25 protein-coding genes, 1 pseudogene and 1 other annotated feature are annotated in these 25163 nt (G+C 36.0%); of the genes and pseudogenes, 23 read left to right on the top strand and 3 right to left on the bottom strand.

Features of this window, described 5'->3' with window-relative positions; all coding sequences use genetic code 11:
- Positions 1 to 91 precede the first annotated feature (91 nt).
- The 21 genes from minC to QDN89_RS08770 all read left to right on the top strand — a co-directional run bounded on the left by minC (position 92) and on the right by QDN89_RS08770 (position 20379).
- Positions 92 to 787 (top strand): septum site-determining protein MinC, encoded by a 696-nt coding sequence (gene minC / locus QDN89_RS08870; protein ID WP_280769771.1) that lies wholly within the window; start codon positions 92 to 94, stop codon positions 785 to 787.
- Between the two features lie 71 nt (positions 788 to 858).
- Positions 859 to 1659, top strand: a complete 801-nt coding sequence (gene minD, locus QDN89_RS08865; protein WP_280769770.1) for a septum site-determining protein MinD — start codon at positions 859 to 861, stop codon at positions 1657 to 1659.
- A gap of 327 nt (positions 1660 to 1986) precedes the next feature.
- The gene (locus QDN89_RS08860) at positions 1987 to 3360 is read left to right on the top strand and encodes an ABC transporter substrate-binding protein (protein ID WP_280769769.1); all 1374 of its coding nucleotides are present in this window, start codon (positions 1987 to 1989) and stop codon (positions 3358 to 3360) included.
- A 207-nt stretch (positions 3361 to 3567) separates the two neighbouring features.
- Positions 3568 to 4557: a LacI family DNA-binding transcriptional regulator gene (locus tag QDN89_RS08855; protein ID WP_280769768.1), complete on the top strand. Its 990-nt coding sequence runs from the start codon at positions 3568 to 3570 to the stop codon at positions 4555 to 4557.
- A 137-nt stretch (positions 4558 to 4694) separates the two neighbouring features.
- A complete protein-coding gene (locus tag QDN89_RS08850; protein WP_280769766.1) occupies positions 4695 to 6026 on the top strand; it encodes an ABC transporter permease subunit in 1332 nt (443 codons plus the stop codon).
- Between the two features lie 17 nt (positions 6027 to 6043).
- On the top strand, positions 6044 to 6865 hold the full coding sequence (locus QDN89_RS08845; protein ID WP_280769765.1) for a carbohydrate ABC transporter permease: 822 nt from the start codon (positions 6044 to 6046) through the stop codon (positions 6863 to 6865).
- Positions 6866 to 7093: 228 nt separating this feature from the next.
- Positions 7094 to 7924 (top strand): peptidoglycan DD-metalloendopeptidase family protein, encoded by an 831-nt coding sequence (locus tag QDN89_RS08840; protein ID WP_280769764.1) that lies wholly within the window; start codon positions 7094 to 7096, stop codon positions 7922 to 7924.
- Complete coding sequence (locus QDN89_RS08835) at positions 7917 to 8759, top strand: M50 family metallopeptidase (RefSeq protein ID WP_280769763.1); 843 nt, start codon at positions 7917 to 7919, stop codon at positions 8757 to 8759. Before QDN89_RS08840 ends, QDN89_RS08835 begins: the two co-directional genes overlap by 8 nt.
- A gap of 128 nt (positions 8760 to 8887) precedes the next feature.
- The gene (locus QDN89_RS08830) at positions 8888 to 10375 is read left to right on the top strand and encodes an Rne/Rng family ribonuclease (protein ID WP_280769762.1); all 1488 of its coding nucleotides are present in this window, start codon (positions 8888 to 8890) and stop codon (positions 10373 to 10375) included.
- A gap of 77 nt (positions 10376 to 10452) precedes the next feature.
- Positions 10453 to 10535: a sequence feature (ribosomal protein L21 leader region), on the top strand.
- A 12-nt stretch (positions 10536 to 10547) separates the two neighbouring features.
- On the top strand, positions 10548 to 10856 hold the full coding sequence (gene rplU, locus QDN89_RS08825) for a 50S ribosomal protein L21 (RefSeq protein WP_280769760.1): 309 nt from the start codon (positions 10548 to 10550) through the stop codon (positions 10854 to 10856).
- A 13-nt stretch (positions 10857 to 10869) separates the two neighbouring features.
- Complete coding sequence (locus QDN89_RS08820; RefSeq protein WP_280769759.1) at positions 10870 to 11199, top strand: ribosomal-processing cysteine protease Prp; 330 nt, start codon at positions 10870 to 10872, stop codon at positions 11197 to 11199.
- Positions 11200 to 11218: 19 nt separating this feature from the next.
- Positions 11219 to 11512 (top strand): 50S ribosomal protein L27, encoded by a 294-nt coding sequence (gene rpmA / locus QDN89_RS08815; protein ID WP_280769758.1) that lies wholly within the window; start codon positions 11219 to 11221, stop codon positions 11510 to 11512.
- 165 nt (positions 11513 to 11677) lie between these two features.
- Complete coding sequence (locus QDN89_RS08810; RefSeq protein WP_280769757.1) at positions 11678 to 12418, top strand: MBL fold metallo-hydrolase; 741 nt, start codon at positions 11678 to 11680, stop codon at positions 12416 to 12418.
- A 410-nt stretch (positions 12419 to 12828) separates the two neighbouring features.
- Positions 12829 to 13836 carry a phosphate ABC transporter substrate-binding protein PstS family protein gene (locus QDN89_RS08805; RefSeq protein WP_425335392.1) on the top strand — a complete coding sequence of 336 codons (1008 nt, stop codon included), beginning with the start codon at positions 12829 to 12831 and terminating at the stop codon, positions 13834 to 13836.
- A 78-nt stretch (positions 13837 to 13914) separates the two neighbouring features.
- Positions 13915 to 14847, top strand: coding sequence for a phosphate ABC transporter permease subunit PstC (gene pstC, locus QDN89_RS08800; RefSeq protein ID WP_280769755.1), 933 nt, complete (start codon positions 13915 to 13917; stop codon positions 14845 to 14847).
- Positions 14848 to 14858: 11 nt separating this feature from the next.
- Positions 14859 to 15734, top strand: a complete 876-nt coding sequence (pstA, locus tag QDN89_RS08795; RefSeq protein WP_425335391.1) for a phosphate ABC transporter permease PstA — start codon at positions 14859 to 14861, stop codon at positions 15732 to 15734.
- Between the two features lie 30 nt (positions 15735 to 15764).
- Positions 15765 to 16580, top strand: coding sequence for a phosphate ABC transporter ATP-binding protein PstB (gene pstB, locus QDN89_RS08790; RefSeq protein ID WP_280769753.1), 816 nt, complete (start codon positions 15765 to 15767; stop codon positions 16578 to 16580).
- A 13-nt stretch (positions 16581 to 16593) separates the two neighbouring features.
- On the top strand, positions 16594 to 17253 hold the full coding sequence (phoU, locus tag QDN89_RS08785; protein ID WP_280769752.1) for a phosphate signaling complex protein PhoU: 660 nt from the start codon (positions 16594 to 16596) through the stop codon (positions 17251 to 17253).
- A gap of 29 nt (positions 17254 to 17282) precedes the next feature.
- Positions 17283 to 18050: a response regulator transcription factor gene (locus QDN89_RS08780; protein ID WP_280769751.1), complete on the top strand. Its 768-nt coding sequence runs from the start codon at positions 17283 to 17285 to the stop codon at positions 18048 to 18050.
- Positions 18051 to 18257: 207 nt separating this feature from the next.
- Entirely contained in the window at positions 18258 to 18617 is a 360-nt protein-coding gene (locus QDN89_RS08775) for a YisL family protein (RefSeq protein ID WP_280769750.1), read from the top strand.
- A gap of 256 nt (positions 18618 to 18873) precedes the next feature.
- Positions 18874 to 20379: a methyl-accepting chemotaxis protein gene (locus tag QDN89_RS08770; RefSeq protein ID WP_280769749.1), complete on the top strand. Its 1506-nt coding sequence runs from the start codon at positions 18874 to 18876 to the stop codon at positions 20377 to 20379.
- A 79-nt stretch (positions 20380 to 20458) separates the two neighbouring features.
- Here QDN89_RS08770 and ald read toward each other — a convergent pair whose 3' ends face one another.
- The 3 genes from ald to QDN89_RS08755 form a co-directional block, all read right to left on the bottom strand.
- Positions 20459 to 21583 carry an alanine dehydrogenase gene (gene ald, locus QDN89_RS08765; RefSeq protein ID WP_280769748.1) on the bottom strand — a complete coding sequence of 375 codons (1125 nt, stop codon included), beginning with the start codon at positions 21581 to 21583 and terminating at the stop codon, positions 20459 to 20461.
- Between the two features lie 237 nt (positions 21584 to 21820).
- A complete protein-coding gene (locus tag QDN89_RS08760; RefSeq protein WP_280769747.1) occupies positions 21821 to 22036 on the bottom strand; it encodes a KTSC domain-containing protein in 216 nt (71 codons plus the stop codon).
- A gap of 63 nt (positions 22037 to 22099) precedes the next feature.
- The gene (locus tag QDN89_RS08755) at positions 22100 to 22327 is read right to left on the bottom strand and encodes a thioredoxin family protein (RefSeq protein WP_280769746.1); all 228 of its coding nucleotides are present in this window, start codon (positions 22325 to 22327) and stop codon (positions 22100 to 22102) included.
- Positions 22328 to 22749: 422 nt separating this feature from the next.
- Here QDN89_RS08755 and QDN89_RS08750 point away from each other — a divergent pair, with 422 nt between their 5' ends.
- Both QDN89_RS08750 and QDN89_RS08745 read left to right on the top strand, forming a co-directional pair.
- Positions 22750 to 24543, top strand: coding sequence for a sensor domain-containing protein (locus QDN89_RS08750; RefSeq protein WP_280769745.1), 1794 nt, complete (start codon positions 22750 to 22752; stop codon positions 24541 to 24543).
- Between the two features lie 428 nt (positions 24544 to 24971).
- Positions 24972 to 25163 (top strand): annotated as a pseudogene (locus tag QDN89_RS08745) (RNA-guided endonuclease InsQ/TnpB family protein); the annotation flags it as partial.

The following is a 25163-nucleotide window of genomic DNA, read 5'->3' as shown; positions in this document are numbered from 1 at the left end:
CATTATAGTTAGAAGTGATAGTGTCGGTCGTTTAGTAACATGGAAGGTTACCTAAAGTTTAGAAGAAAAGTATTGTGAGGTGTGAAGTTCTATGACGAGTAAACAAAGGAAAGCACAACATGTAATCATAAAGGGTACAAAAGATGGTCTGACATTGTTATTAGATGACCAATGTTCTTTAGATGCATTGATTCATGAGTTACAAGACAAGCTTTCAGAGCATCCTGATACAACCTCTAATGTTCATGGTCCTGTGAAGGTCAAATTGGTCATTGGGAAAAGGTATTTAGATGATATTCAAATCAAAGAACTTGAAAATACTTTCTCGAAGGAAATGAATGTCATCATTGATGAAGTTGATTCTGAAGTGATGACAAAAGCGGATGCAGAAGAAATGAAGCAAAATAATCAAATGACGAGAATCGTCAAATTCATCCGATCAGGTCAAGTGTTGGAAGTTAAAGGTGATATTATACTCATTGGAGATGTTAATCCTGGGGCTACTGTTAAGGCAACAGGGAACATTTACATATTAGGTAGATTAAGAGGCGTGGCCCATGCCGGTTTCACAGGTAATGAAGAGGCAGTTATTTGTGCGTCATCTATGACACCGTCTCAATTAAGGATTGCCTCGATTATTCGACGACCGCCGGAGAATAAAGAAAATGAAACAACTGGACAAGAGATGGAATGTGCTTATTTAAATGAGGAAAACGAAATGCTCATTGATAAATTACAAAAACTTTCATCTATTCGTCCAAACCTTACAATGGACATAGATTTATAATCAGATCTAAAGCACAGAAACTATTTATATGAATCATGTTAAAATAGAATTGATAGAAGGGGGAGAATGATGTGGGAGAAGCGATTGTTGTAACATCTGGGAAAGGTGGCGTCGGCAAAACGACGACGACAGCCAATATCGGAACGGCACTTGCACTAACTGGGAAAAAAGTTTGTTTAGTAGATACGGATATTGGATTACGGAATCTTGATGTCGTAATGGGGTTGGAAAACCGTATTATTTATGATCTTGTAGATGTTGTTGAAGAGAACTGTCGACTTCAACAGGCGCTAATTAAAGATAAACGATTTGATTGTTTATACCTTCTACCTGCTGCCCAAACAAAGGACAAGTCTGCAGTTGAACCTGAACAGGTAAAGAAACTTATTCATGAACTAAAGCAAGACTTTGATTATATTTTAATTGATTGTCCTGCCGGAATAGAGCAAGGATATAAAAATGCTGTTGCAGGTGCTGATCAAGCCATTGTTGTAACGACTCCTGAAATCTCATCTGTTCGTGATGCCGATCGGATTATAGGCTTATTAGAGAAAGAAGAGAATGTCGCTTCACCGAAATTAGTCATTAACCGAATTAGAAATCATATGATGGTAAATGGTGAATCAATGGATGTAGAAGAAATAGTTTCTATTTTAGCGATTGATTTATTAGGAATAGTTGTTGATGATGATGATGTCATTAAATCTTCTAATAATGGTGAGCCAGTAGCACTTGATCCAAAATGTAAAGCTTCTATTGCTTATCGAAATATTGCACGAAGAATAAATGGGGAAACCGTTCCGCTTATGTCTTTAGAAGATCAAACGGGTGTATTTAAAAAAATGAAAAAGTTTCTTGGAATTCGAGGTTAATGGAACAACGACATCATGTCGTTGTTTTTTTTTTGCATAAAAGAACTAAGAAAGTGTTAATTGTTTATTTCAGTCCGGAAGTATATAGCTTTAAATCCTTGCTATAATAGGATTCTATAAAAATCTAAAAAAACTATGAAATTTTCTGAAAAAAGACTTGATATCGATACCATATCGAATTATAATAAAAACATGAAAACGATTACATGCCCTTAGAAAAAGTCTATGCAATGTCATTTTCATTTTATAAAGCTATTTTCTAGACTTTTTTTTAGAACATGTGTGAAATCGTTATCAGAAAAACACCTTAAAGGGGGAAACAAAGAAATGAAGATTTGGAAAAAAGTAATTTCAGGTGCTGTTGCTTTATCAATGGTAGGTATCATCGCAGCTTGTGGAGACAACAACGAAGTGAATAACGAGCCAGAGAATGATGATGCAGGAAATGACACCGAAGAGAATGTGAATAACGACACCGCTAATAATAATGACGAAGAAAACGATGCGGAAGCTTCAGAAGATCAAGAAGAAGTAACGTTGACTTATGCACGAGGTAACGATGCAACAGGAGCTACGAATGTTCTAATTGATGCATTCATGGAAGAAAATCCTCACATCACAGTTGAATTCCGTGAAATGCCTGCTGATACAGGACAATCACATGACCAGTACGTAACAGAATTCAGTGCTGGAGATGCTACAATTGATGTTTTCGATGCTGACGTCATTTGGCCAGCAGAATTTGCACAAGGTGGTTATGTTCTTGAATTAGATCGTTTCATCGAGAGAGATGGAATCGACATGGATGAGTACTTCGAAGGAACTGTAGATTCTGGTAACTTTGATGGTCGTCAATGGGCAATGCCTAAATTTACAGATGCTGGATTACTATACTACCGTTCAGACATCGTTGATGAAGCTCCAGAAACTTGGGATGACCTAATTGAAATGGCTACAGAATACCAAGGTGAAGAAGGAACGGACTTTGGTTACTTGATGCAAGCAAACCAATATGAAGGTTTAGTAGTTAATGCAGTTGAATTTATTGCAGCATACGGCGGAAGTGTTTTAGATGAAGATCAAAATGTAACAGTAAACTCTCCTGAAACGATTGCAGCTATTGAAAAAATGATTGAAATTGTAGAATCTGACTTTGTACCAGGAGATATATTAAACTTTGATGAGCCTGCTACTCATACAGCATTCCTTGAAGGGCAATCAGTATTTGCAAGAAACTGGCCTTACATGCAAGCAATGACGGAAGATGAGGATCAATCTCAAGTTCAAGGAAAAGTAGAATTCGCATTGTTACCAGCTGGTGACGCTGGAAGTGCGTCTGGTCTTGGTGGCTGGATGTCCATGATTAACCGTAACAGTGAGCATCCAGAAGAAGCTTGGGAATTACTGAAGTTTATGACTGGTGCTGAAGGACAAAAGATCACAGCTATCGAAGGTGGATCTGCTCCTACGCTTCGTGCCCTATATGATGATGAAGAAGTTCGTGAAGCTGCACCATTGTTTGCAGATGAAGAGTTTGTAAACACATTGGAAAATGCAGTTCCGAGACCAGTATCACCAATTTACCCACAGATTTCTGACTTAATGCAAATTGAACTTTCACGTGCTCTAGCAGGAGATATTACTGCAGAAGAAGCAGCTGAAAACATGGAAAGTGCAATTGAATCAGCGTTAGCAGAATAATGATTAATTAATTAACAGATGTGAGGAGAGAGGATGCACTGTTCACTCTCCTCTTTTTTTTTCAAAAAATAGACTGAAAAAGTAGACTGACTTGCGCAGGGATGTAGCGATACTGGCATCCTCACAATATATCAGAGGACTTAGCCGAAGGTCCTACATGAATGATTTGGCTTGGAGCCAAAACCAAACGCAGGCGAGGGGATAACGATGGCAACCATTAAAGAAGTCGCAGCAAGAACTGGTTTGTCACCAACAACCGTTTCGAGAGTGATTAACAATCATCCTTATGTGGATGATACGAAAAGAAAGAAAGTATTGAAGGCTATGGAAGAACTAGGGTATGTACCAAACTCTTCTGCTAGAAGGCTTCGAGGTCAAAAAACGAATACGATTGCCGTGATCATTTCTCGTATCGTAAATCCGTTTTTTAGTCACCTCGTTGATGCCATGGAATTGATCGCAGGAGAAAAAGGATATCAACTTATTTTATGTGATTCAAGGTTAAATAAAGAACGTGAATTAGCCCATTTAGAATTACTGAAAACGAAACAAGTGGATGGAATTATTTTAGCTTCGTTACAAAATGAGTGGAAAGATATTGAGCCATTTACAAAATACGGACCGATTATCTGCTGTAATGAGTATGATAAAAATGCTCAAATGCCAGTTATACGCTGTGATCAACAATACGGAGGGTATATCGGAACAAAACATTTGATCGAAAAGGGTCACACAAAAATAGCATACTCAGGTGGAGCGGATCGGATTCAGTTAACACTTGATCGCAGAATGGGTTTCCTTAAAGCGATGAATGAGCATGGACTGTCTGTAAAAGATGAATGGATGTTCCCAAGTTATTACGGTATTGAAGATGGTAAGAATATTTTTCAACGAATGTACGCGATGGAAGATCGTCCGACGGCCATTTTTGCAGGTGGCGATGAAGTAGCCGCAGGGATTATTCAAGAAGCAAAACGGTTTCATTGCCGTGTGCCTGATGACTTAGCTGTAGTAGGCTATGATAATCAGCCGATTGCAGATTTAATTGACCCAGGAATAACTACGATAGAACAACCAATGAAGCTCATGGGGACAAGGGCAATGGAAATGATGGTAGACATGATTAAGCATAAGCGAAAAGTTGTCTATAAAAAAGAAATACTACCGTTGCAACTAGTTATACGCCAATCAACTTAATGTGCCGTTGCATATCACTATCTTTGATTCTGAAATCGATTTCAGATAATTTGAATGACTTATTACATTATTCATTAAACATTGAAATTGGTCTTATTTTTGAAACATAAAAGATGAATAGAATCCTGTAAAGGAGGATGAATATGAGAAAGAAGAAATTTCAATTAAATGAGAAGCAATTGGGATATTTAATGGTCATGCCAGCACTAATCCTTATCGCGGCAATTACACTTTGGCCAGTTGCTCAATCTTTTTGGAACAGTATGTTTGATTATCGATTAAATGACCCTACAAGAAATCAAACAACATTGAGTTATCAAATTGATATGGAAACTTACGCTAATAATTACTTTTATATCGATAGGGATCTAGAGGCACTGGAGAATGATGCAGAGGGAACAGACCTTCAACTCGTTGTAAGTGAACTTCGTGAAGACATTGATTCTTTTCACACCGAAATAATTGAAAATCCAGATTTACAGGAACAATATGAAATTGTTGATGAAATGGTTATGAACTTTGAACCTGTTAATGATCGAGATTTACGTTATGGAGATTTGGATAGTGATTTTGCTCAAGATTATAGTGGAACACTGCAATCTGCTCAAGATACGTTTACAGAAACGCTGGCAGAAGTTGACGATGAGGGGTTGGAATCTTCACTTACACAAGCGTCATCTGCTCTTTCTTCCGTTGATCGAAGCATTATAAAGCCAAACTTTATCGGTCTTAAAAATTACGGGAAATATTTTTCTGATGCTCGGATGTGGTCAGCGATGGGCAATACTGTTTTCTTCACCGTTGTTTCCGTGTTTTTTGAATTGACAATTGGTCTCGCAGTAGCGCTCGTAATAAACCGTGCTTTTATTGGACGTGGAGCGGTTCGAGCGGCAGTGTTAATTCCGTGGGCCATTCCAACAGCTGTAAGTGCTATGATGTGGAGTTATTTATATGACGGTCAATCAGGTGTTATAGCCCATTACTTTAGTCAAATCGGCTTAATTTCCGATGCATCGACTTTGTTAAGTACTGGTTCAGGAGCTATGTTCTCGATTATTTTAGCCGATGTATGGAAAACGATGCCTTATATGGCTTTGTTATTACTCGCAGGCTTACAGACGATTCCAGACGCACTATACGAAGCTGCAGAAGTGGATGGAGCGAATAAGTGGCAGCGATTTATGAATATTACACTACCTATGTTGAAATCTGCTATTCTCGTTGCTCTATTATTTAGAACATTAGATGCTTTCAGGGTATTTGACTTAATCTATGTATTAACAGGTGGAGGACCAGCAAATAGTACAGAGTCCATCTCTGTTTATGCGTACCAAGTTCTATTTGCTCAGTCGAACTTCGGTGAAGGTTCTGTTCTTTCCGTGATTGTATTCTTATCTGTTGCGCTCATTAGTATTCTTTTCATCAAGTTAATAGGATCAGACCTATTTGAGAGTAAAACAGGCAAATAATAAAGGAGGTTTAAAACATGCGAAAACGGGCAGGTGCTCCATTTTATATCTTTTTGAGCTTGTTTATCTTTGTGATCATGTTCCCTTTCCTATGGGTATTTCTTACATCGATCAAGCCGCCTATTGAAATTTTTGCTGGATTTAATTGGTTTACAACGAATCCATCGTTGAATTCCTATGTTAGTGCGATTAATACAAGACCACTATTTTTATATATTTGGAATAGTATTGCGGTCTCCACATTAACAACAGTGATTGCCATTTCAGTTGCTTCTTTAGCTGCTTATTCAGTCACACGATTACCAATTAAATTCAAAGGAACAATATTAGGGATTGTATTAGCTGCTGCGATGTTCCCACAAATCGCCATCATTTCTCCAATCTTTAATCTCATTCAAAACTTAGGACTTCGAAATAGTTATATGGGGCTTGTTATTCCCTACATTACGATCAGTTTACCTTTAGCCATTTGGATTCTAGCGACATTTTTCAAAAAGATTCCTTTTGAGTTAGAAGAGTCTGCGAAACTGGATGGTGCATCACCATTTCAGACTTTCACAAAAATTATTTTCCCATTAGCGGCACCAGGTGTATTTACAACTGGAATTCTCGTCTTTATCGCTGCGTGGAACGAATATCTTTTCGCTTTAACAATCAATTCAGATGATAGCTGGCGAACAGTTCCTGTAGGTTTATCAATGTATCAATCGCAGTATACGCTTCCATGGGGAGATATAACGGCTGCGACAGTTCTTGTAACCATCCCTATTGTAGTTGTTGTTCTAATATTCCAGCGCCGTATTGTCGCAGGATTAACATCTGGAGCAGTAAAAGAATAGAAAATTCTAATTTAACTCAAGAATTAATAAGAAATTGTTAGAAATTCATCACGCCTTGGCGTGGTGTGCATATCATATCAATACCCCCTTATATTGATATATATTTTGCCCCTCTTCTTTTGAGAAGAGGGGACTTTTTTTGATTTTGATTGTCTCCATTTGTTCTAGTGGAATCGGACAAGGCATATAAATTACTATGACGAAACTATGGACAAGGATGGTTGAAATATGGCTGATAAACTATCAAAATTAAAAAAGGAAATGGCTGCAAAGAGACGCACAAGAAACATTCAAAAAAATCCAGTGAAATCAAAAGCAAGGGTTAGAAGTAATGATTATCCGATGTGGACAATGAAACACGATGAAGAACGAGAAGAAACGTTTTATTCCTTTGATCCATCAAAAGACTTTTCAGGATCTAAACAGAAGTCTGAGACTTTTTTTCGAAAAGATGCATTTATGATGCAAGTTCTTGCTAGTATTTGTTTGTTTTTGTCGATTGGTATTCTGTTACAAACAACTACCCCTGTATTAGAGGAACCACGAAATTTAATTCGATCATCTTTTCAAACAGAGTTTGAATTTGATCGTGTCGCGTTATGGTATGAAGATCTTTTTGGTCGTCCGCTCGCATTAATGCCCGTCGATATGGAATCTGTTGCACCAGGAGATATGGATGAAAATATCACTGATGAATATGCACTTCCAGCAACTGGGAAAGTGAGGGAGACGTTTCACGAGAATGGGACAGGAATCTTTGTTGAAACAGAAGCGAATGAATCTGTAGGAGCAGTTAAGAGTGGGATTGTTCGTTTCATTGGAGAAGTGGAACAAAATGACTTAGGTAAAGTAGTAGTCGTTCGACATTATGACGGTGGAGAATCATGGTATGGAATGTTGGATGATATTAAAGTGAATCTATACGATCATGTGGATGAAGGGGAACTGTTAGCTAAAGTATCTTCAAATGATGAGAACTCAACAGTTGGCATTTATTATTTTGCCTTAAAAGAAGGTGACTCTTTTGTTGATCCTATTGAAGTGATTTCCGTTGATTGAACTAATTAAAAAAATAAAAATACATCCTCTTTTTTGGCTGATCTTAAGTATAGGTGGAATTACTGGTCTATTCAAAGAAATAATAATACTATTTATGATTGTGTTCGTTCATGAAATAGGACACGCTCTCATGGCCTACCATTTAGGGTGGAGAATTAAGCGGATTATTCTTCTTCCTTTTGGTGGGATGGCCGAAATGGAAGAGCATGGTAATAAACGTGTGAAAGAGGAAATCCTTGTGACATTATCAGGGCCGCTGCAACATGTTTGGATGATAGCGGGTAGCTACCTCTTAGTAACGACTTCTGTTTGGTCTGAGGCAGATCATCATATGTTTCTCTTTCATAATTTAACGATTTTATTATTTAATTTGCTACCGATTATGCCATTAGATGGTGGGAAGTTTCTTTTCTCCTTGAACACTCTTTTTTTACCATTTCAAAAATCATATCAGCTTAGCTTTAGATTATCCTTTATGATATTATTAGGACTAACTTATGTAAGTTTATTTGTTTTTCCTTTTCATTTAAACTTAGTGGCAGTGTTACTATTTTTATGGACTCATTTGTATTTAGAATGGAAACAACGTCATTATCATTTTTTACGTTTTTTAATGGAACGAAAACGGTTGAACAGCTTCAGAGAAAAAAGGTATACTTCTATTGACCCAATGGTTACTGTAGCTGAAGCAATGAAAAGGATTTATAGAGAGAAAGAAATGGTCTTTTTATTTACTATTGATTCTAAAAAAATTGAAATCAAAGAAGAGAAGCTTCTAAAAGCTTTTTTTGAAAGTGAGAACAAAAATGCACCACTTCACAAGTTGATTTCATGAAAACTAGGATGAGGTTGCTAAACTTGAAAAGTGAAACATTTTTATACGCTGGTTTTAACTTTTTTTAATAGCTAGGGTAAAAATTTGTCTTTAGTAATGAAATAGCACTTAGGAGAGATAATTAAATCATGCGAACAATAATTCTTCATAGATGGATGGATGACATAAGAGGAGCTATTATTGAAAATGATAAAGTGGTGGAATGGTTATTTGATTCTCCTTTTGAAGGTCCAGAACCTGGAACGGTGATAAGAGGAAAAGTAACGGATATTCTCCCAGGGATGGATGCGGCATTTGTTGATATTGGTTCAGATAAAAATGGTTTTTTATATAAGAAAGAACTCGTCGAATATCAGGCAATGATAGAAAATAACGTTACTACCAAAGTACCGTCGATTAGGTCGTTGGTGACAAAAGGGCAGTGGCTCAATGTTCAAGTTAAAAAAGAAGAAGTAGGGACAAAGGGAGCTAAACTGACAGAATTATTATCATTCCCTGGGAAATACATCGTTTACTTACCTGAAGGAAATTACGTGGCAGTTTCTAAAAAAATGAGTTCCGAAGACATTCGTGATAACTGGCGAGAAAGAGTACGTCATTGGCTTCAAGAAAAAGAAGGTATTATTCTCAGAACATTAGCGGAGGATGTAGACCCAGAAAAAGTCCATTTTGAATTTAAACGCCTGAGAGAGCAATATAAGGCGTTAGTATCGAAAGCAACGGATAATAAAGTTTCCACTTTATATAATGAATCCTCTATTTTAGCGAGAGTAACGAGAGATTTTTTAAGTGACGAAGAAAACGTTATTGTAGTAGATGACTTGAAAGACTATCAGTACATAAATCAACAACTGTCAGATGATCACTCAGCAAAAGTACAACTTCATCAAGAGAAAGAAAATGTTTTTTCTTTTTATGATTTAGATAAAGCGTTAGAAAAATCACTTAACCCATTTGTTTGGTTGAAAAATGGAGGATCTCTTCATATTGATCACACTGAAGCAATGACAGTTATTGATGTAAATTCATCGAAGTTTACTGGAAAACAAGGGCTTAGAGAAACAGCACTGACTATTAATTTACAAGCAGCTAAAACTATTGCTGAACAGCTTCGCCTTCGAGATATAGGTGGAATCATTGTGATTGACTTTATTGATATGCATGCAGATAAGGATCGAATGGAAGTGGTTGAACAATTGAAATCCGCCTTGCAAAAAGATCGAACGATGACGAACGTGTTAGGTTTTACGCAATTAGGTTTGCTAGAAATGACAAGGAAAAAAACAAGAAAACCTCTTTTAGAGATGACACATACCTCTTGTCCTCTTTGTAATGGGATGGGAGAAGTGAAACGAGATGAGGAGATCGCCCGAGAAATAGAAGAGATGCTTTTTACCTTAAGGTATCGAGAGGAAGAAGCGTTTCTTGTGGAAGTGGAGCAAAGAGTACATAAATTATTTTCTGGTCATTATAAACAGCGTTTATCCATGTTAGAAAAATCGATAGGGAAAGATATTTACCTTATATCCGTGCAAGAACAGCAGTATGCCATTCGTTTCATGGGTAGTCGAGAAGAAGTGCGGAAGCGTTGGGAAGCAAGATTGGAAGTGAAATGAGAGATTGGTCAACATTCCGTTGACATACGATTTTCATATATGGTATGATGTCCTTTGTTAGTTGTTTGGATGCGCCCAAAGAGCTACAACCGCACGGACTAGGTTTTAAGCAGGATAACCTTAGATTTCTGCACCTAAGATGGCGAGTCTGAGTATTAAAGGAGGTGCGCACATGTACGCAATTATTGAAACTGGTGGAAAACAAGTGAAAGTAACTGAAGGACAAGAAATTTACGTTGAAAAATTAGACGTAACGGAAGGTGACACAGTAACTTTTGACCGTGTTCTTTTTGTTGGAGGAGACGAAACAAAAGTAGGATCTCCATTATTAGAAGGAGCAACTGTAACAGCAAATGTTGAGAAACAAGGCAAAGCTAAAAAGTTGACTGTATTCAAGTATAAAGCAAAAAAGAACTACCGTCGTAAGCAAGGTCACCGTCAACCTTATACAAAAGTGACGATTTCTAAAATCAACGCTTAAAGGTGTGCTGACGATGATTAACATCACGTTTGACCGGAATACGAATGGTTTTATTGATTCATTTACCATGGCTGGCCATGCAGAATCAGGTCCTTATGGACATGACCTTGTCTGCGCTGGAGCTTCAGCTGTTGCTTTTGGAACGGTTAATGCTATTGCAGAAATTTGCCAAACAGAGCTTGAAGTGGAAATGAACGATGATGGAGGCTTTCTCCGCTGTTGTGTTCCTAAGCATTTAGATAAGGTTACTTATGAGAAAGTACAATTATTATTAAACGGCATGCTCGTTTCCATGAAAACGATGGAAGAACAGTATCGCCAATTTATACGGATTGAATCGTAAAATGCAGGGGGTGAAGACCATGTTTTTAAAATTAAACCTTCAGTTTTTCGCCCAGAAAAAGGGTGTAGGTAGTACAAAAAACGGCCGTGACTCAGAATCTAAACGTCTTGGTACAAAGCGTGCGGACGGACAAGAAGTTACTGGTGGATCCATTTTAGTACGTCAACGAGGAACTCGTATTTATCCAGGAGTGAACGTTGGTAAAGGTGGAGACGATACACTTTTTGCTAAAGTTGACGGAGTTGTTAAATTCGAACGTGTTGGACGTAGCCGCAAACAAGTGAGTGTATATCCTGAAGTACAAGAAGCATAAAATAGTTTTATGAGAGATCTTAATGATTAGAAATAATCGTTAAGGTCTTTTTTTGTAAGGATATATAGAATACCAGTATTATTCCATTCATTCGGACAATCTCTACTGTGTTTTTATTTCTTGGGCAGACTTTGTAACATACGAAGAACAAGGAGTGAACTAATCATGAAACTAACGGTTATTGGATTTTGGGGAGCTTACCCAGAAAAAAATGAAGCAACGAGCTGCTTTTTATTAGAAGCAGAAAATACAAAAATCATTCTGGATTGTGGAAGTGGAGCTGTTTCTCAATTGCAAAATTATGTTGAATTGAAGGATATTGACGCGGTTATTTTAAGTCATTATCATCATGATCATGTCGCTGATATGGGGGTTTTTACATATAGTCGTGTCGTGGATATGAATTTAAACAAAACGGAACAAGCGATTGATATTTATGCTCATCGCGAAGATGAACTCGCATTTAGCAAATTAGCAAAACCTCCTTACACAAATGTATTACCTTATGATTCAACGTCGTCAGTACATGTAGGTCCAATTACAATTTCTTTTCAAAAAACAACTCATCCTGTGCCATGTTTTGCTATGAAAGTTACCTCAACTGAAACTGACAAAACATTGGTTTACACCGCAGATACAACATTTAACGAAACACTCATACCTTTTGCAATGAATTCAAATTTATTAATAGCTGAAACAAGTTTTTACGCAGATCAATCTGCCGAAAGTTTTGGTCATATGAATAGTGTAGATGTAGCAAACTTGGCAAAACAGACCAAAGCAACCTCAGTTTTACTTTCTCATCTTCCCCATTTTGGAAATCATCAACAATTAGTTGATGAAGTATCAGCAAGGTTTTCAGGAAATGTAGCGTTAGCAAAAACAGGATATAAAATATATTTATAAAATATGAAAAAACAGTAATACTTATCAACGGGTTCAGTTTTGGAGTGCATAAACTAAAAAAGCGTACGTATATTGAGCAATAAAAATGAGACCAATATTATCACCGTTACACTTTAATTTTAGTCGTGTTACTTCATAAATTTTGTCGTAATTTGTTGTATTTCGCCATCGATCCGCTACTATGAGTACGAACAACACATCTATGAAAAAGGACAGAATTTAGTTTCTGTCCTTTTTTATGTTTCTAGAAATACATAACCTCACTAAATATAAATAGTTTGAAAATATGAATTTTACAAACTATTAATAAATCATTTACGGAAGGTTTATTTTAGCTTAATAATCAAGCGTTATACTTTGAATGTGGTCAAGAGATCACTTATAGAGAAAACATGAGAACTTAGAGGAGGATTTTAGACGTGAAAAAGTATGGATTATCTATGATGATGGTAGGTTTAATGGTATTTACGGTCGCTTGTGGTGACAACAGCGAAAGTGAAGCTGTTGGTAACAATAGTAATGATAGTTCTAATAATAACAGTAACTCAAGTACTGAGGAATTATCAGGATCTGTTCAAATTGATGGATCGGGAACGGTTTATCCTCTTCTCTCTCGTATTGCTGAAGAATATATGGTTAACGAACAATCAAATGTAAGTGTTGAAGTGAGTCGTGCAGGAACTTCTGCAGGTATGAAAAAATTTATTCAAGGGGAAACGGATTTATCAAATGCTTCAAGAGCAATAAAAGAAGAAGAACTTCAAGAGCTTGAAGAGAACGAAATTGAATCAGAAGAGTTTAAAGTAGCGTTAGACGGAATGACAATGGTTATTCATCCAGATAATGATTGGGCTACTGAAATGACAGAAGAAGAAATAACAGATGTTTTTGTAACAGGAAAGTACGCTGATGATGATGTTGTACTTTGGTCAGACGTTCGTGATGAGTGGCCTGACGAAGAAATTAATTTCTATGGACCAAACGAAAACCATGGTACTTATGAGTTCTTTGTTGAAGTTTTAATCGATGAGCAAGATCTTGTAGAAGGAATTAATCTTCAACAAGAATACTCGACTCTAGTGGAATTAGTATCAGAAGATGAAAATGCCCTTGGTTTCTTTGGATTTGGTTACTATACAAATAATGATGACAAATTGGGTGTCGTATCGATTGATTTCGGTGATGGGCCAGTTGCACCTTCTCTAGACACAATTGCAGAAGACGGTGAGTATGCACCATTTACTCGTCCAGTATTTACAAATTTAAGCATTAACTCTGCGAAAGAAAAACCAGAAGTGAAGGATTTTGCAAAATACATTTTTGAAGTAGCTGATGATCTTGCAGGTGAAACAGGATTCGCTCCTTTACCAGAGGAAGAATTGAATAGTTACATTGAATTTATCGAAGCAATAGAATAAAAACGTTGCGCTAAAGTCATCATCAGAGGGATGAAAATCCTTCTGGTGGTCTTATTGTAAGAAAGGAGCTAATATATCATGTCAAATTCCATCAATATTCGAAATATGATTGAAGGAAGTAGAAAAAAAAGTAAACTTGCGATGTTTGAAAAAACAATTCCATATCTTCTATTTTTCGCTGCGTTTTTATCCGTTTTAACTACAATTGGTATTATGGTTACTTTAACGGTTGAAAGCATTTTATTTTTTCGAAATGTTTCGTTTCGTGAATTCTTTTTACAACCTGAGTTGAAACCACTAAATCCATCAGATCCAAAGTTTAGTATATTACCATTATTAGGCGGTACTTTGCTGTCTTCTATTATTGCCATGATGGTTGCTATTCCAATTGGTTTGACAACAGCAGTATATTTGAGTGAGTATGCAACAGAGCGTGTAAGACGGATTTTAAAACCTCTTGTCGAAGTTTTAGCAGGAATCCCAACAATCGTATACGGTTTTTTTGCCTTTACATTTGTGACTCCCGTTCTTCGTGAATTAATTCCAGCGCTTGATCGAACAAATATATTAAGTCCTGGTATTGTTATGGGAATCATGATTATTCCAATTGTTGCTTCATTATCGGAAGATGCGATGAGTTCTGTTCCTAATTCTATTCGAGAAGGAGCAATGGCTCTAGGTGCAACGAAGTTTGAAGTTGCATTTCGTGTTGTGATTCCTGCTGCAATTTCAGGTATTATTGCATCATTTGTGTTAGGAATTTCTCGGGCGATCGGAGAAACGATGATCGTAACTATAGCCAGTGGTAGCAATAAAAACCTTACCTTCGATGTTACCCAAAGTATGCAAACGATGACCGCATATATTGTCGAGGTAACTAGTGGCGATGCTGCTAGTGGAACGACAGCATACTACAGTCTGTACGCTGTGGCTATGACACTATTTGTTTTTACTCTACTTATGAATCTATTTGCTAGGTATATGACGAAAAAGTTTCGGGAGGTGTATTAATCTTGCAATTTATGGATATGAAAGTTGTACAATCAAGAATGTCTAAACGACTCTTATTAAATCAGATGACGAAATGGTTGTTTCTCGCATCTGCCATATTTGGATTACTTGTCTTAGCCGTATTACTTTATCGAGTGATTGTTGACAGTCTCGGCTGGATCAACATCGATTTTCTTACTAGTGTTCTTTCAACAAAACCAGAAATTGCAGGAATTAAAGGCGCGATTCTCGGAACCGTATGGCTAATGATAATCGTAGGGCCAGTTACAATGGCGCTCGGGGTTAGCACCGCCATTTATATTGAGGAATATGCTAGACCGTCAAAATTAACGTCTTTCATTCAAACGAATATTTCTAATCTTGCAGGTGTTCCTTCGATCGTTTTTGGACTTTTAGGCCTTACAGTGTTTGTACGTCTTTTTGGGATAGGTTCTGTCATCCTTGCAGGTGGATTAACGATGTCATTACTTGTTCTTCCTATTGTTGTTGTTGCCTCTCAAGAAGCCATACGTGCTGTACCGAGTTATTTACGTGAAGCCTCGTATGGTATGGGTGCGACAAAATGGCAAACGATTAAAAACGTCGTTTTACCAGTCGCTTTACCAGGTATTCTGACTGGTCTGATATTGGCTATTTCGAGAGCAATAGGGGAAACAGCGCCACTTGTAGTTATTGGAATACCAGCTTTGTTAATTCCAGTCCCAACTAGTATTTTTGATAGATTTACAGCTATGCCTATGCAAATTTATTATTGGACGATCGATTCGGTGCTGGTCGCAGAATATGCTTATTTGGCAGCGGCAACGATTGTCATATTACTCCTTATCTTATTTACGTTAAACTCATTAGCTATAATCATTCGAAATAAATTTGACCGAAGATATTAGATTACTATATTTGAAAGGGGAAAGCACATAATGAATCAAGTGATTTTAAAGCAAAAGGAGCAAAAAGAAATAGAAAACAGAAAGAACGAATCTTCCATTGTATATGATACGAAAAAACTAAATTTATGGTATGGGAATACCCATGCTTTAAAAGATATTGACCTACCTGTTCAAGAGCGGTCTGTAACTGCTATCATTGGACCTTCAGGTTGCGGTAAATCAACGTATATTAAAACATTAAATCGAATGGTGGAAATGAACCCAGAAGTTCGTACTACCGGAAAAGTTCATTACAGAGGGAGAAACATTTTCGATTCTTCCTATCCTGCAGAAGAACTTCGCACAAGAGTGGGAATGGTCTTCCAAAAACCTAATCCATTTCCAAAATCAATATTTGATAACGTTGTTTATGGACCGAAGATTCATGGCATAACAGACAAAAAAATTCTCCAGAAAATTGTTGAAAAAAGTTTGCGTGGAGCTGCTATTTGGGATGAAGTAAAGGATCGTTTAAAAGAAAATGCCTATAGTTTGTCTGGGGGACAACAACAGCGACTTTGTATTGCTCGTTGTTTAGCAGTTGAACCAGACGTGATTCTAATGGATGAGCCAACATCAGCTCTTGACCCGAAATCGACGTTAAAAGTGGAAGAACTGATTCAAGAACTTAAACAAAATTATTCTATAATCATTGTTACGCATAATATGCAACAGGCAGCAAGAATTTCTGATAAAACAGCATTTTTTCTTAACGGTGAAGTGATTGAGTATGATGAAACAGATAAAATATTTTCTAATCCAGTGGATAAACGAACGGAAGACTATATAACGGGTCGATTTGGTTAAAGGAGGTAAACGTATGCCGATGCGTGAAGGTTTTTTAACAAAGTTATCAGAACTTAAAGAGGAAATTATGTTACTTGGTTCAATGGTTGAGAAGTCTTTTGTGAATGTTGTTACGGGTATTGAAAAAAATAATCAATTAATTTTTGATGATGTCATTGAAAACGATCATCATGTTAATTCTTTAGAACTTGATATAAATGAGAAGGCAACATTATTAATTGCAAAACAACAGCCTGTAGCGTCTGACTTAAGGAAAATTATTGTTGCTTTAAAAATATCAAGTGATTTAGAACGAGTAGGAGATTTAGCGGTTGATATGGCAAAAGCGGCAAATAGAATAAATGGTTCTAAGCAATTAGAGACATATCATTCTGATTTAATAATGATGGCAAATAAAACCCAAAAGATGTTGAGAGATGTGCTTAGAGCTTATCAAAGTGAGAACGTGATTGACGCTCAATACATTGCAAACGTCGATGATGAAATAGATGAAGCTTATGGAGCATTTGTTCAATCTATTTTTAAAATAAAAAGTAAAGATGAAGAAACAACGGAATTAATTACTCAGCTTGTATTTATTGCACGATATATTGAGAGAATCGCAGACTACTCTACGAACATTGCAGAATGGATTATATATGAGGTGAATGGGGAACGTTTTGATTTAAATTAATAAACTGTGAAGCTGGAGCGGGTGATTCGGTGACTGCGACAAATTTAACTCAAAGCATATTAATATTAGAAAAAAATATTGATTTGTGTAAGGAAATGGAGAAAATTTTTCAATATCATGGTTTTCAAACATGGATTGCTCATCATAGCGATGATGCACTAAGAATATCGTTATCATTAAAACCAGATGCTATCGTAATAGGATTGGATTTTCGAAACGACACTGGGATTGATTTTTGCAGACAATTAAGGCAAACATATCTTATTTGGATACCGATTATCCTTATTTCGAATCAAGCAGATGAATTAGATGTTGTATTAGGTCTAGAATTAGGCGCAGATGATTACATGATTAAACCATTAAGGTTAAAAGAATTAGTTGCTAGAGTTAAATCGGCGATTAGAAGAGGTCGTTTATGTTGTATAGAATCAACCAAAATGAGTTACTCTGTCGGTATTGATTCAACAAATATGATAAAAAACGGGTTATTAACTCTAGACCCTGCAAACTTTTCGGTATTTAAGCAAAATGAATCAATTGAACTTACTCGAAAAGAATATGAATTGATTCATTACTTAATGAAAAATAAAGGGAAAGCTTTCTCTCGAAGTCACTTGCTTCAAGTCCTTTCTGGTGACGATCCAATTTTAGATAAGAGGATTATAGATGTATTCATCAGTCGTATCCGGCAAAAAATTGAAACGAATAACCGAAATCCACAATATATTAAGACTGTTCGAAATGTTGGATATGTGATGAAAGAGATACCTATTATGACTGAGAATGTAAAGAATTGATAAGTGTTGTTGGAAACCGTCCACTTGTTGACGGTTTTCATTTTGCTTTAGAATGATTTCGATATTTATATCTACAAAACGTTTATTTAGTTATACGAATCAACTCAAAAAAGGTCAACTTTTATAGAAATTAAAAATTAATGTTTACTTCACCTATCTATGTTCGTTATACTTCTAAACAGTATTAACGTTGTAGGAGGGAATTCAATGTGGGAATACGAAACACTTATTCACTCGCACGGACTTTTTTGGTTTATCACGATGATTCTTTTTGGACTGACGATCGTCTTGCTGAAAAGTGGGAAGCTTAAATTAGCAAAGGTGATCCAGATGAGTTTACGAATATTATACATCCTCTTATTTGTTACAGGTGGAGCCTTAGTTTTAATGAATATCTGGTGGGGGGCACTACTAAAAGGCTTGTTATCTTTTTGGCTCATTTATATGATGGAGCTCATATCAAATCGAATGGCCAAAAATTTATTAAGTAAAAAAGATGCGCTATTATTTTGGGTACAGTTGATCATTTCTTTCTCAGCTGTCCTTTATATGGGATATCTTGTTTAATAAAAACGCACCGATCGTCAATATTTTGATGAAAGGTGCGTTTTTAGATTCAAATAAACTAGACTTACATGATAACACACCTAGTAAATAACGTTAGTTTATTTTTATTGAGTAGGCTTAAAGTAGCATATTGTCATCCCTTTATAACATATTTTTTAAAATATAAGTGAATTAATTCCTAATATTTGATAAAATAGAATTTATTAAGCTTTCTTATGAATGAATAATCATTCACAAGAATGGGGGGAGAGTTCAGATGGATCAAAAGGAATTAGTACTAAAGAGTAGAAATAAATTAATTTCTAAGTTACTATGGTTTGCATATTTTCTAGGGCTTGGAAGTAATTTTCTAGCGGGGGTTCCTATGGAAGGAATTTTGGCTTACGGACTGGTTGGTTTATTTGCAGTCGGGTCTATTACATATGTAACTTTTATGAAACCAAAATGGGCATCTTATGTACAATATGTGGTGGCAGTAAATTTTACTGTCCTCATATTTTTTATGGTCTCAACCTCTCCAAAGTTATCAAATTATATGATGATTTATGTTGCAATTGCGTTTATCACGCTATACCATAATAGCAAATCTATCGCTCTATCTGCTTTATTGGGATTAGGATTATCTAATTATTTCTTTGTCACATTTCAAGAAGAAATGTTTTATGGAGCAGGTTTTGATATACTCATTTCCTTAAATGTCATGTTTATTGTGATAACATCGGCGCTTATTACTCAAGCTAGAATTGGTGAAAAAATGCAAGAGAATATGGATACCCACTATGAAGAAATATCTTTAGGTAAAAAAAGAACGGATGAGCTGTTAGAAAAAGTAAATGATTCTATTAGTGTCATTACATCGTTTAGTGAAAGTCTTAAGGGGAATTTATCATCAACGGAACATATATCAAATGAATTAACGACCTCTTATGTGAAAATGGCCAAAGGTGTAGAAGAATCAGCGGCAAGTGTCTCGAATATCCACAATGCAGTCTATAATACAACAAATGAGATTGAAAATGTAGATCGAGCTTTCCAAGAAATGAGTAGAATTTCAGCGGAAACGGTAAAGGCAACAGAAGAAGGAGATAAACGTGTCGTTCAGTTAAATGAGCAAATGTCTCATGTTGCAGGCATTATCGATCACCAGAGTAAGGTAGTAACAGACCTTTATTCGCAAAGTGAAGAGATTAGTAGTATTTTGGCAACGATCACATCTATATCAGAACAGACAAATTTGTTGGCTCTTAATGCTTCTATTGAAGCAGCAAGAGCAGGAGAGCATGGAAAAGGATTTGCAGTTGTCGCGGACGAGGTTCGTAAATTGGCTGAAACTTCTCAGTCTTCTACTCAACAAATTAGTTCAATTTTAAAAGATATTCATGAAAAAGTTGAATTGGTGAAAAATCAAGTTGATGAAAGTAAACGATCAGTAAAAACGAGTATTCATGTTACAACGGATACGAAAGGAGAGTTTTCTAAAATAGAAAAACAAGCAAAAGCATCTGCAAATCAATCAGAGCTTGTTAGTAAACAAGTATTGGAAATGAATTTGTCATCTGAGAAGGTCTTGGAAGAAATCAACCAAGTCGCTTCCTTCACACAGCAATCAAGTGCTTCTGTAGAAGAAATGCAAGCTTCCGTTGAAGAACAAAATGATCGTATCCAGTCAATTGTTGAGAGTTTTTCAGAATTAGAATCTTTAACTAGGACATTAAGGGATTTATCTAAAAAAGCGAAGGAAGATAAGGGAAGTAGTTTGTGATCAAAGAAAGATTTGCATTTCCCTTCTCTATTATAAGTATGAAATGGACCACCACAATGAAGTGGAGGTCCATTTCTATTTATTGGTGGAGTTTAAGGGCTTCTCCCACAGATACATAATCATATCCTAAGTCTTGAGCAACTGCTTTATACGTAATATAACCATTAGCTGTATTTATGCCTTTAACTAAAGCAGGATTTTTCTCCATAGCTTCATTTAAACCGAGATTAGCAATTTGAAGTGCATAAGGAACTGTTACGTTTGTTAATCCAATTGTTGAGGTTCTTGGGACTGCTCCAGGCATGTTGGCTACAGCGTAATGAACAACATCGTGTTTGATATAAGTTGGATCGTCATGAGTCGTAATGTGGTCTATTGTTTCAACAATACCGCCCTGATCAATTGCCACATCTACGATGACTGATCCAGGATTCATGTCTTTAACCATTTCTTCTGTGACTAATTTTGGAGCCTTCGCACCAGGAATCAACACAGCCCCGATTACAAGGTCAGATTCTTTCACAGCAAGGGCAATATTTAAAGGGTTACTCATTAATGTATTAATTTCTGTACCAAAGATATCGTCAAGTTGACGGAGCCTTTCAGGACTTAAGTCCATAATGGTTACGTCGGCGCCTAACCCCATTGCGATTTTAGCAGCGTTTGTTCCAACAACTCCACCACCGATAACGGTGACTTTTCCCCGTTTTACCCCTGGTATACCAGAAAGCAGGACACCACTACCACCATTTTGTTTTTCGAGGAATTGGGCACCAATTTGTGAAGCCATACGACCGGCAACTTCACTCATTGGAGTGAGGAGTGGAAGCGCGTGATTTACTTCGACTGTTTCATATGCAATAGAGGTAACCCCCTTATCAGTTAGTGCTTTCGCAAGTTCAGGAACAGCAGCTAAATGAAGATATGTAAATAAAATGAGATCTTTTCTAAAGTGTTTGTATTCAGATTCCAAAGGTTCTTTAACTTTCATTATCATTTCTGAGTTAGCCCATAACGATTTTGCTTCAGGATAAATTTCAGCACCTGCATTGATATAATCTTCATCAGTGAAACCGCTTCCAATTCCTGCTATTGTTTCAACGATTACGTCATGACCTGCTTGCTTAAGAGTAAGTACTCCAGCGGGAGTTAGTGCAACTCTATTTTCATTATTTTTAATTTCTCTAGGTACGCCAATTCTCATATAAACACCCTCCACTTTAGTAATTGTATTTCCACAGTCTATTGTAACGAACTCCTAAACGATCTACCACCTTTTTTTTCCATGATGGTTTCGAACACCTAGAAGGGTATGATAATAATTTCTTCCGATGTAATAGATGGTATGAAAAAAGTAATAAATGTTAGCTTAATGATGATGTGAATTTATACAATAAAAATGGAGAACAAAGCTCGTTTAGCTTTGTTCTCCATTGAGTAGTTATTCATTCATCTTTCTTGAAGGAAATCTAGGTATAATTTTATCTTCAAAGAAGCTTTTCATCTGTTTACTTGACATTAAACCAAGATAGTCCATTTGAGTTACTTCCGAATATAAATAGTAATTGCCATCTGCAAACCTCACATGAAGATGTCTTAATGTGGAATCATAGCTAATCGATTGAAAAAAACCGTCTTGTAGATCTGTAGTTTCCATAATGTTCCCTCCCATTTACTCTTTTTACCATAATATACCCAGATTATTAGATATTCAAACGAGTCACATGAAGAAGTGGGTTATTTCTTCTTTTGATAAGAGACTTCCACTGGAGACGAGTTCGTTATTAACAAATAAAGCTGGAGTATAGAAAGCTTTTTCAGAGGATGATGGAGAACGATTTATAGTAATGACTTCTGCATCAAGGCCAAGATCGTTTAGGACATCTGAAACTCTTTTTTCAAACATTTTACCTTTAATATTAGAGGTAATATAAATTTTTACCTGCATGGATCTCACCTCATATACATAGTCGAATTAAAAATGAGAAAAGAGTGGATACAACAAAAGTAACAAGCCAAATATACTATAATGAAAGTAAGTGAAATATTGAACTTGTTATTTATATTATAGTACGAAATGAACTAGCGGAAGGAAATGAACTGTGGACATAGAATGGCAAATTTGTTAAACTTTTGCGAATAATTAGAGATCCTAGAATGGAACAAATACTTGCTCAAATACAATATTAAGCATAAAATAGTACTATCAGCTTATCGATAAGTTATTTTTTTACTTTCGTTAATGTTGAATACTATTCTCACCATGTGTATATATATTTGGGACTACAGCGAATGTCATTGGAAAAAAACGATTTTTACTCAGATTGATTAAATTGAATTCATATGATTTCTATACGTAGGAGGGGAAAGATGAGTGAATCATCAAACAACAAAGAAGTTGTTAGATTAACTCCATTATGGTTAAAAAAATTATGGAACGTTGCTATTAATAATAATGATAGGGATGAGACACTATTTTTAGATGAAATGGTTAATGATTTTCTAAAAGTGATTGAAAAAGTTTCATTAGTAATAGTTACTGATTTACAAGGTCGTATTGTTTATGCTAGTAAAGATTATCTTAAAATGAGCGGATATGATGACGACAAAATAGTAGGGACGATGTATGTAAATTTATTAAATCATAAGGCTAATAGTGCAAACGTTTTCGCAAAGGTTGAAAATTCGATAAAGCATTGTACAGGTGTGAATGTGGATTCCGTTCATAATAGAAACAATGACGAGCGAGTAGTTTTTAATACTTTTATTTTTCCACTTATGTATTCAGATAAAAAATTTGCTAACTTGATTTTACATCAAGATGTAACCCCCTTGATGCAAGCAGAAGAAACGATTAAAGAATTAGTAACAGTAGATGTCCAGACAGGATTGAAAAATAGAAAACAGTTTGACATAGATTTGGTTAATAAGATTGAAAGTGATCGACTGAAAAATTGTTTAACAGCGCTATTATTTATCGATCTCGATCGTTTTAAATATTATAATGATACGTTAGGTCATTTCACAGGAGATAAATTAATTGAAGTGATTGCAAAAGAGTTAATGCTTTTTGAAAATGAGTATGTTTCTGTTTATCGATATGGTGGGGACGAGTTTACAATTATCATTAATAGTTCATTGAAAATGGATACGATTGAAAAAACAGCAAATCATATATTGGAGCGATTTCAAAAATCATTTATTGTAAGAGGAAAAGAGTTATTTATTACTGCCACAATAGGTGTTTCGTTGTTCCCTGAAACGGGAGATACGTCATCAACCCTCGTACAACAGTCAGAAATGGCGATGCACTATGCAAAGGAAAGAGGGAAAGGTGAGTATCAACTTTATCATCCATCGCTGCAAACGAAGCGCGATGAAAGACTAATGATTGAGCAAAGGTTACGATTAGCTAAAGACTCTAAATCATTTCAATTATTTTATCAGCCTCAGATTAACTTAAAAGATAGCAAAGTAGTCGGTCTTGAAGCTTTACTTCGTTGGAATGATGAAGAGCTAGGAAACGTGTCTCCTAGCAAATTTATACCAATTGCAGAGGATACTGGTCTTATTTTTCAAATCGGTGATTGGGTGTTAGAACAGGCATGTTTCCAAGCGAAAAGTTGGTCTGACAAAGGATTCAAAATGAGAATGGGGATCAACATCTCGCCAAAGCAGTTTCAACGTCCGGATTTTGTAAGTAAAGTTAAACGTATTCTTCGGAAAACAGGGCTAGATCCGTCATTATTAGATTTAGAAATAACTGAAAATGATTTATTATACAATCGGGAGGAATGTTTTAAAACGTTAGAGCGATTAAAAGATATAGGCATATCAATTTCGATTGATGATTTCGGTACAGGGTACAGTTCACTCAGTTATTTGCGTCAGTTTCCAATCGATACGTTGAAAATCGATCAATCATTTATAAAAGAAGTGATTGAAAATACAAATGACCAGGCGATTGTAACTTCTATCATCCAACTTGCTCATAATATGAACATGCGTGTTATAGCAGAAGGAGTGGAAACAACGGAAATGGTGTTATTTCTGAATGAACGTCAATGTGATGAAATGCAAGGTTTTTTATATAGCAAAGCTCTGCCTGCGGATCATGTCATGAAATTTGTAACTGATATAGAACCAACGACCGTGCTCCATTAAAGTGATAGATTATTTGGTTGAATGAAGGGAAATCGTCTTATTTGTATTCGACCAATTGTATGTCCATTTCATTAGGTGGGAACATAGATGAAATTTAATAATTTCAATTGTGTTTCTTCCGTATTATGGTGTATCTTTAACAAGGAGACTGATTTTATAATGCAGAATCTTCTATTAAGGGTGTTTACGCAAACTTTGTTGTGCACAGCTCGAAGAAGGGAACGACATCCTGAAAAGCAACTGGTTCTCATTTATAAGCAACAATCTCTTAGAAAACAGCCTCTATCATGAAAGCCAAGAGGACTCCTTCCTCAAAAATTCGATAGAAATTTAGGTGGGAGGTGAATTGGCGGTTTTGGTACTAGAATTTTTATACTTTTTTGGGTAATATAAACGTATTAGAACTTATGTTTGGGGTTGAAGATCAAATGGCAAACTACAAAACCATGCAAATTTGTGTCAAAAAAGGACACCGAATGCACGAATATTTTCTAGAGATGTGCCAACGTGCCAAGAACATGCATAACACAACCAACTTTTATATCCGACAAGTTTATACGTCTTTAACACAAGAAAAGGAGTTGCAACCTCTTCAAAGCGAAGTGTTGGATTCCATTCAA

The organism is Salipaludibacillus daqingensis, assembly GCF_029891575.1.
Classification (GTDB): Bacteria; Bacillota; Bacilli; order Bacillales; family Salisediminibacteriaceae; genus Salipaludibacillus; species Salipaludibacillus daqingensis.
This window is presented reverse-complemented; position numbering and strand designations above follow the sequence as displayed.

Bases quoted from the DNA above. Each gene is read 5' to 3' on its own strand.
- minC (WP_280769771.1), top strand. From the start codon at position 92: ATGACGAGTAAACAAAGGAAAGCACAACATGTAATCATAAAGGGTACA.
- QDN89_RS08860 (WP_280769769.1), top strand. From the start codon at position 1,987: ATGAAGATTTGGAAAAAAGTAATTTCAGGTGCTGTTGCTTTATCAATG.
- QDN89_RS08855 (WP_280769768.1), top strand. From the start codon at position 3,568: ATGGCAACCATTAAAGAAGTCGCAGCAAGAACTGGTTTGTCACCAACA.
- QDN89_RS08850 (WP_280769766.1), top strand. From the start codon at position 4,695: ATGAATATGAGAAAGAAGAAATTTCAATTAAATGAGAAGCAATTGGGA.
- QDN89_RS08845 (WP_280769765.1), top strand. From the start codon at position 6,044: ATGCGAAAACGGGCAGGTGCTCCATTTTATATCTTTTTGAGCTTGTTT.
- QDN89_RS08840 (WP_280769764.1), top strand. From the start codon at position 7,094: ATGGCTGATAAACTATCAAAATTAAAAAAGGAAATGGCTGCAAAGAGA.
- QDN89_RS08830 (WP_280769762.1), top strand. From the start codon at position 8,888: ATGCGAACAATAATTCTTCATAGATGGATGGATGACATAAGAGGAGCT.
- rplU (WP_280769760.1), top strand. From the start codon at position 10,548: ATGTACGCAATTATTGAAACTGGTGGAAAACAAGTGAAAGTAACTGAA.
- QDN89_RS08820 (WP_280769759.1), top strand. From the start codon at position 10,870: ATGATTAACATCACGTTTGACCGGAATACGAATGGTTTTATTGATTCA.
- rpmA (WP_280769758.1), top strand. From the start codon at position 11,219: ATGTTTTTAAAATTAAACCTTCAGTTTTTCGCCCAGAAAAAGGGTGTA.
- QDN89_RS08810 (WP_280769757.1), top strand. From the start codon at position 11,678: ATGAAACTAACGGTTATTGGATTTTGGGGAGCTTACCCAGAAAAAAAT.
- pstC (WP_280769755.1), top strand. From the start codon at position 13,915: ATGTCAAATTCCATCAATATTCGAAATATGATTGAAGGAAGTAGAAAA.
- pstA (WP_425335391.1), top strand. From the start codon at position 14,859: ATGGATATGAAAGTTGTACAATCAAGAATGTCTAAACGACTCTTATTA.
- pstB (WP_280769753.1), top strand. From the start codon at position 15,765: ATGAATCAAGTGATTTTAAAGCAAAAGGAGCAAAAAGAAATAGAAAAC.
- phoU (WP_280769752.1), top strand. From the start codon at position 16,594: ATGCCGATGCGTGAAGGTTTTTTAACAAAGTTATCAGAACTTAAAGAG.
- QDN89_RS08775 (WP_280769750.1), top strand. From the start codon at position 18,258: ATGTGGGAATACGAAACACTTATTCACTCGCACGGACTTTTTTGGTTT.
- QDN89_RS08770 (WP_280769749.1), top strand. From the start codon at position 18,874: ATGGATCAAAAGGAATTAGTACTAAAGAGTAGAAATAAATTAATTTCT.
- ald (WP_280769748.1), bottom strand. From the start codon at position 21,583: ATGAGAATTGGCGTACCTAGAGAAATTAAAAATAATGAAAATAGAGTT.
- QDN89_RS08760 (WP_280769747.1), bottom strand. From the start codon at position 22,036: ATGGAAACTACAGATCTACAAGACGGTTTTTTTCAATCGATTAGCTAT.
- QDN89_RS08755 (WP_280769746.1), bottom strand. From the start codon at position 22,327: ATGCAGGTAAAAATTTATATTACCTCTAATATTAAAGGTAAAATGTTT.
- QDN89_RS08750 (WP_280769745.1), top strand. From the start codon at position 22,750: ATGAGTGAATCATCAAACAACAAAGAAGTTGTTAGATTAACTCCATTA.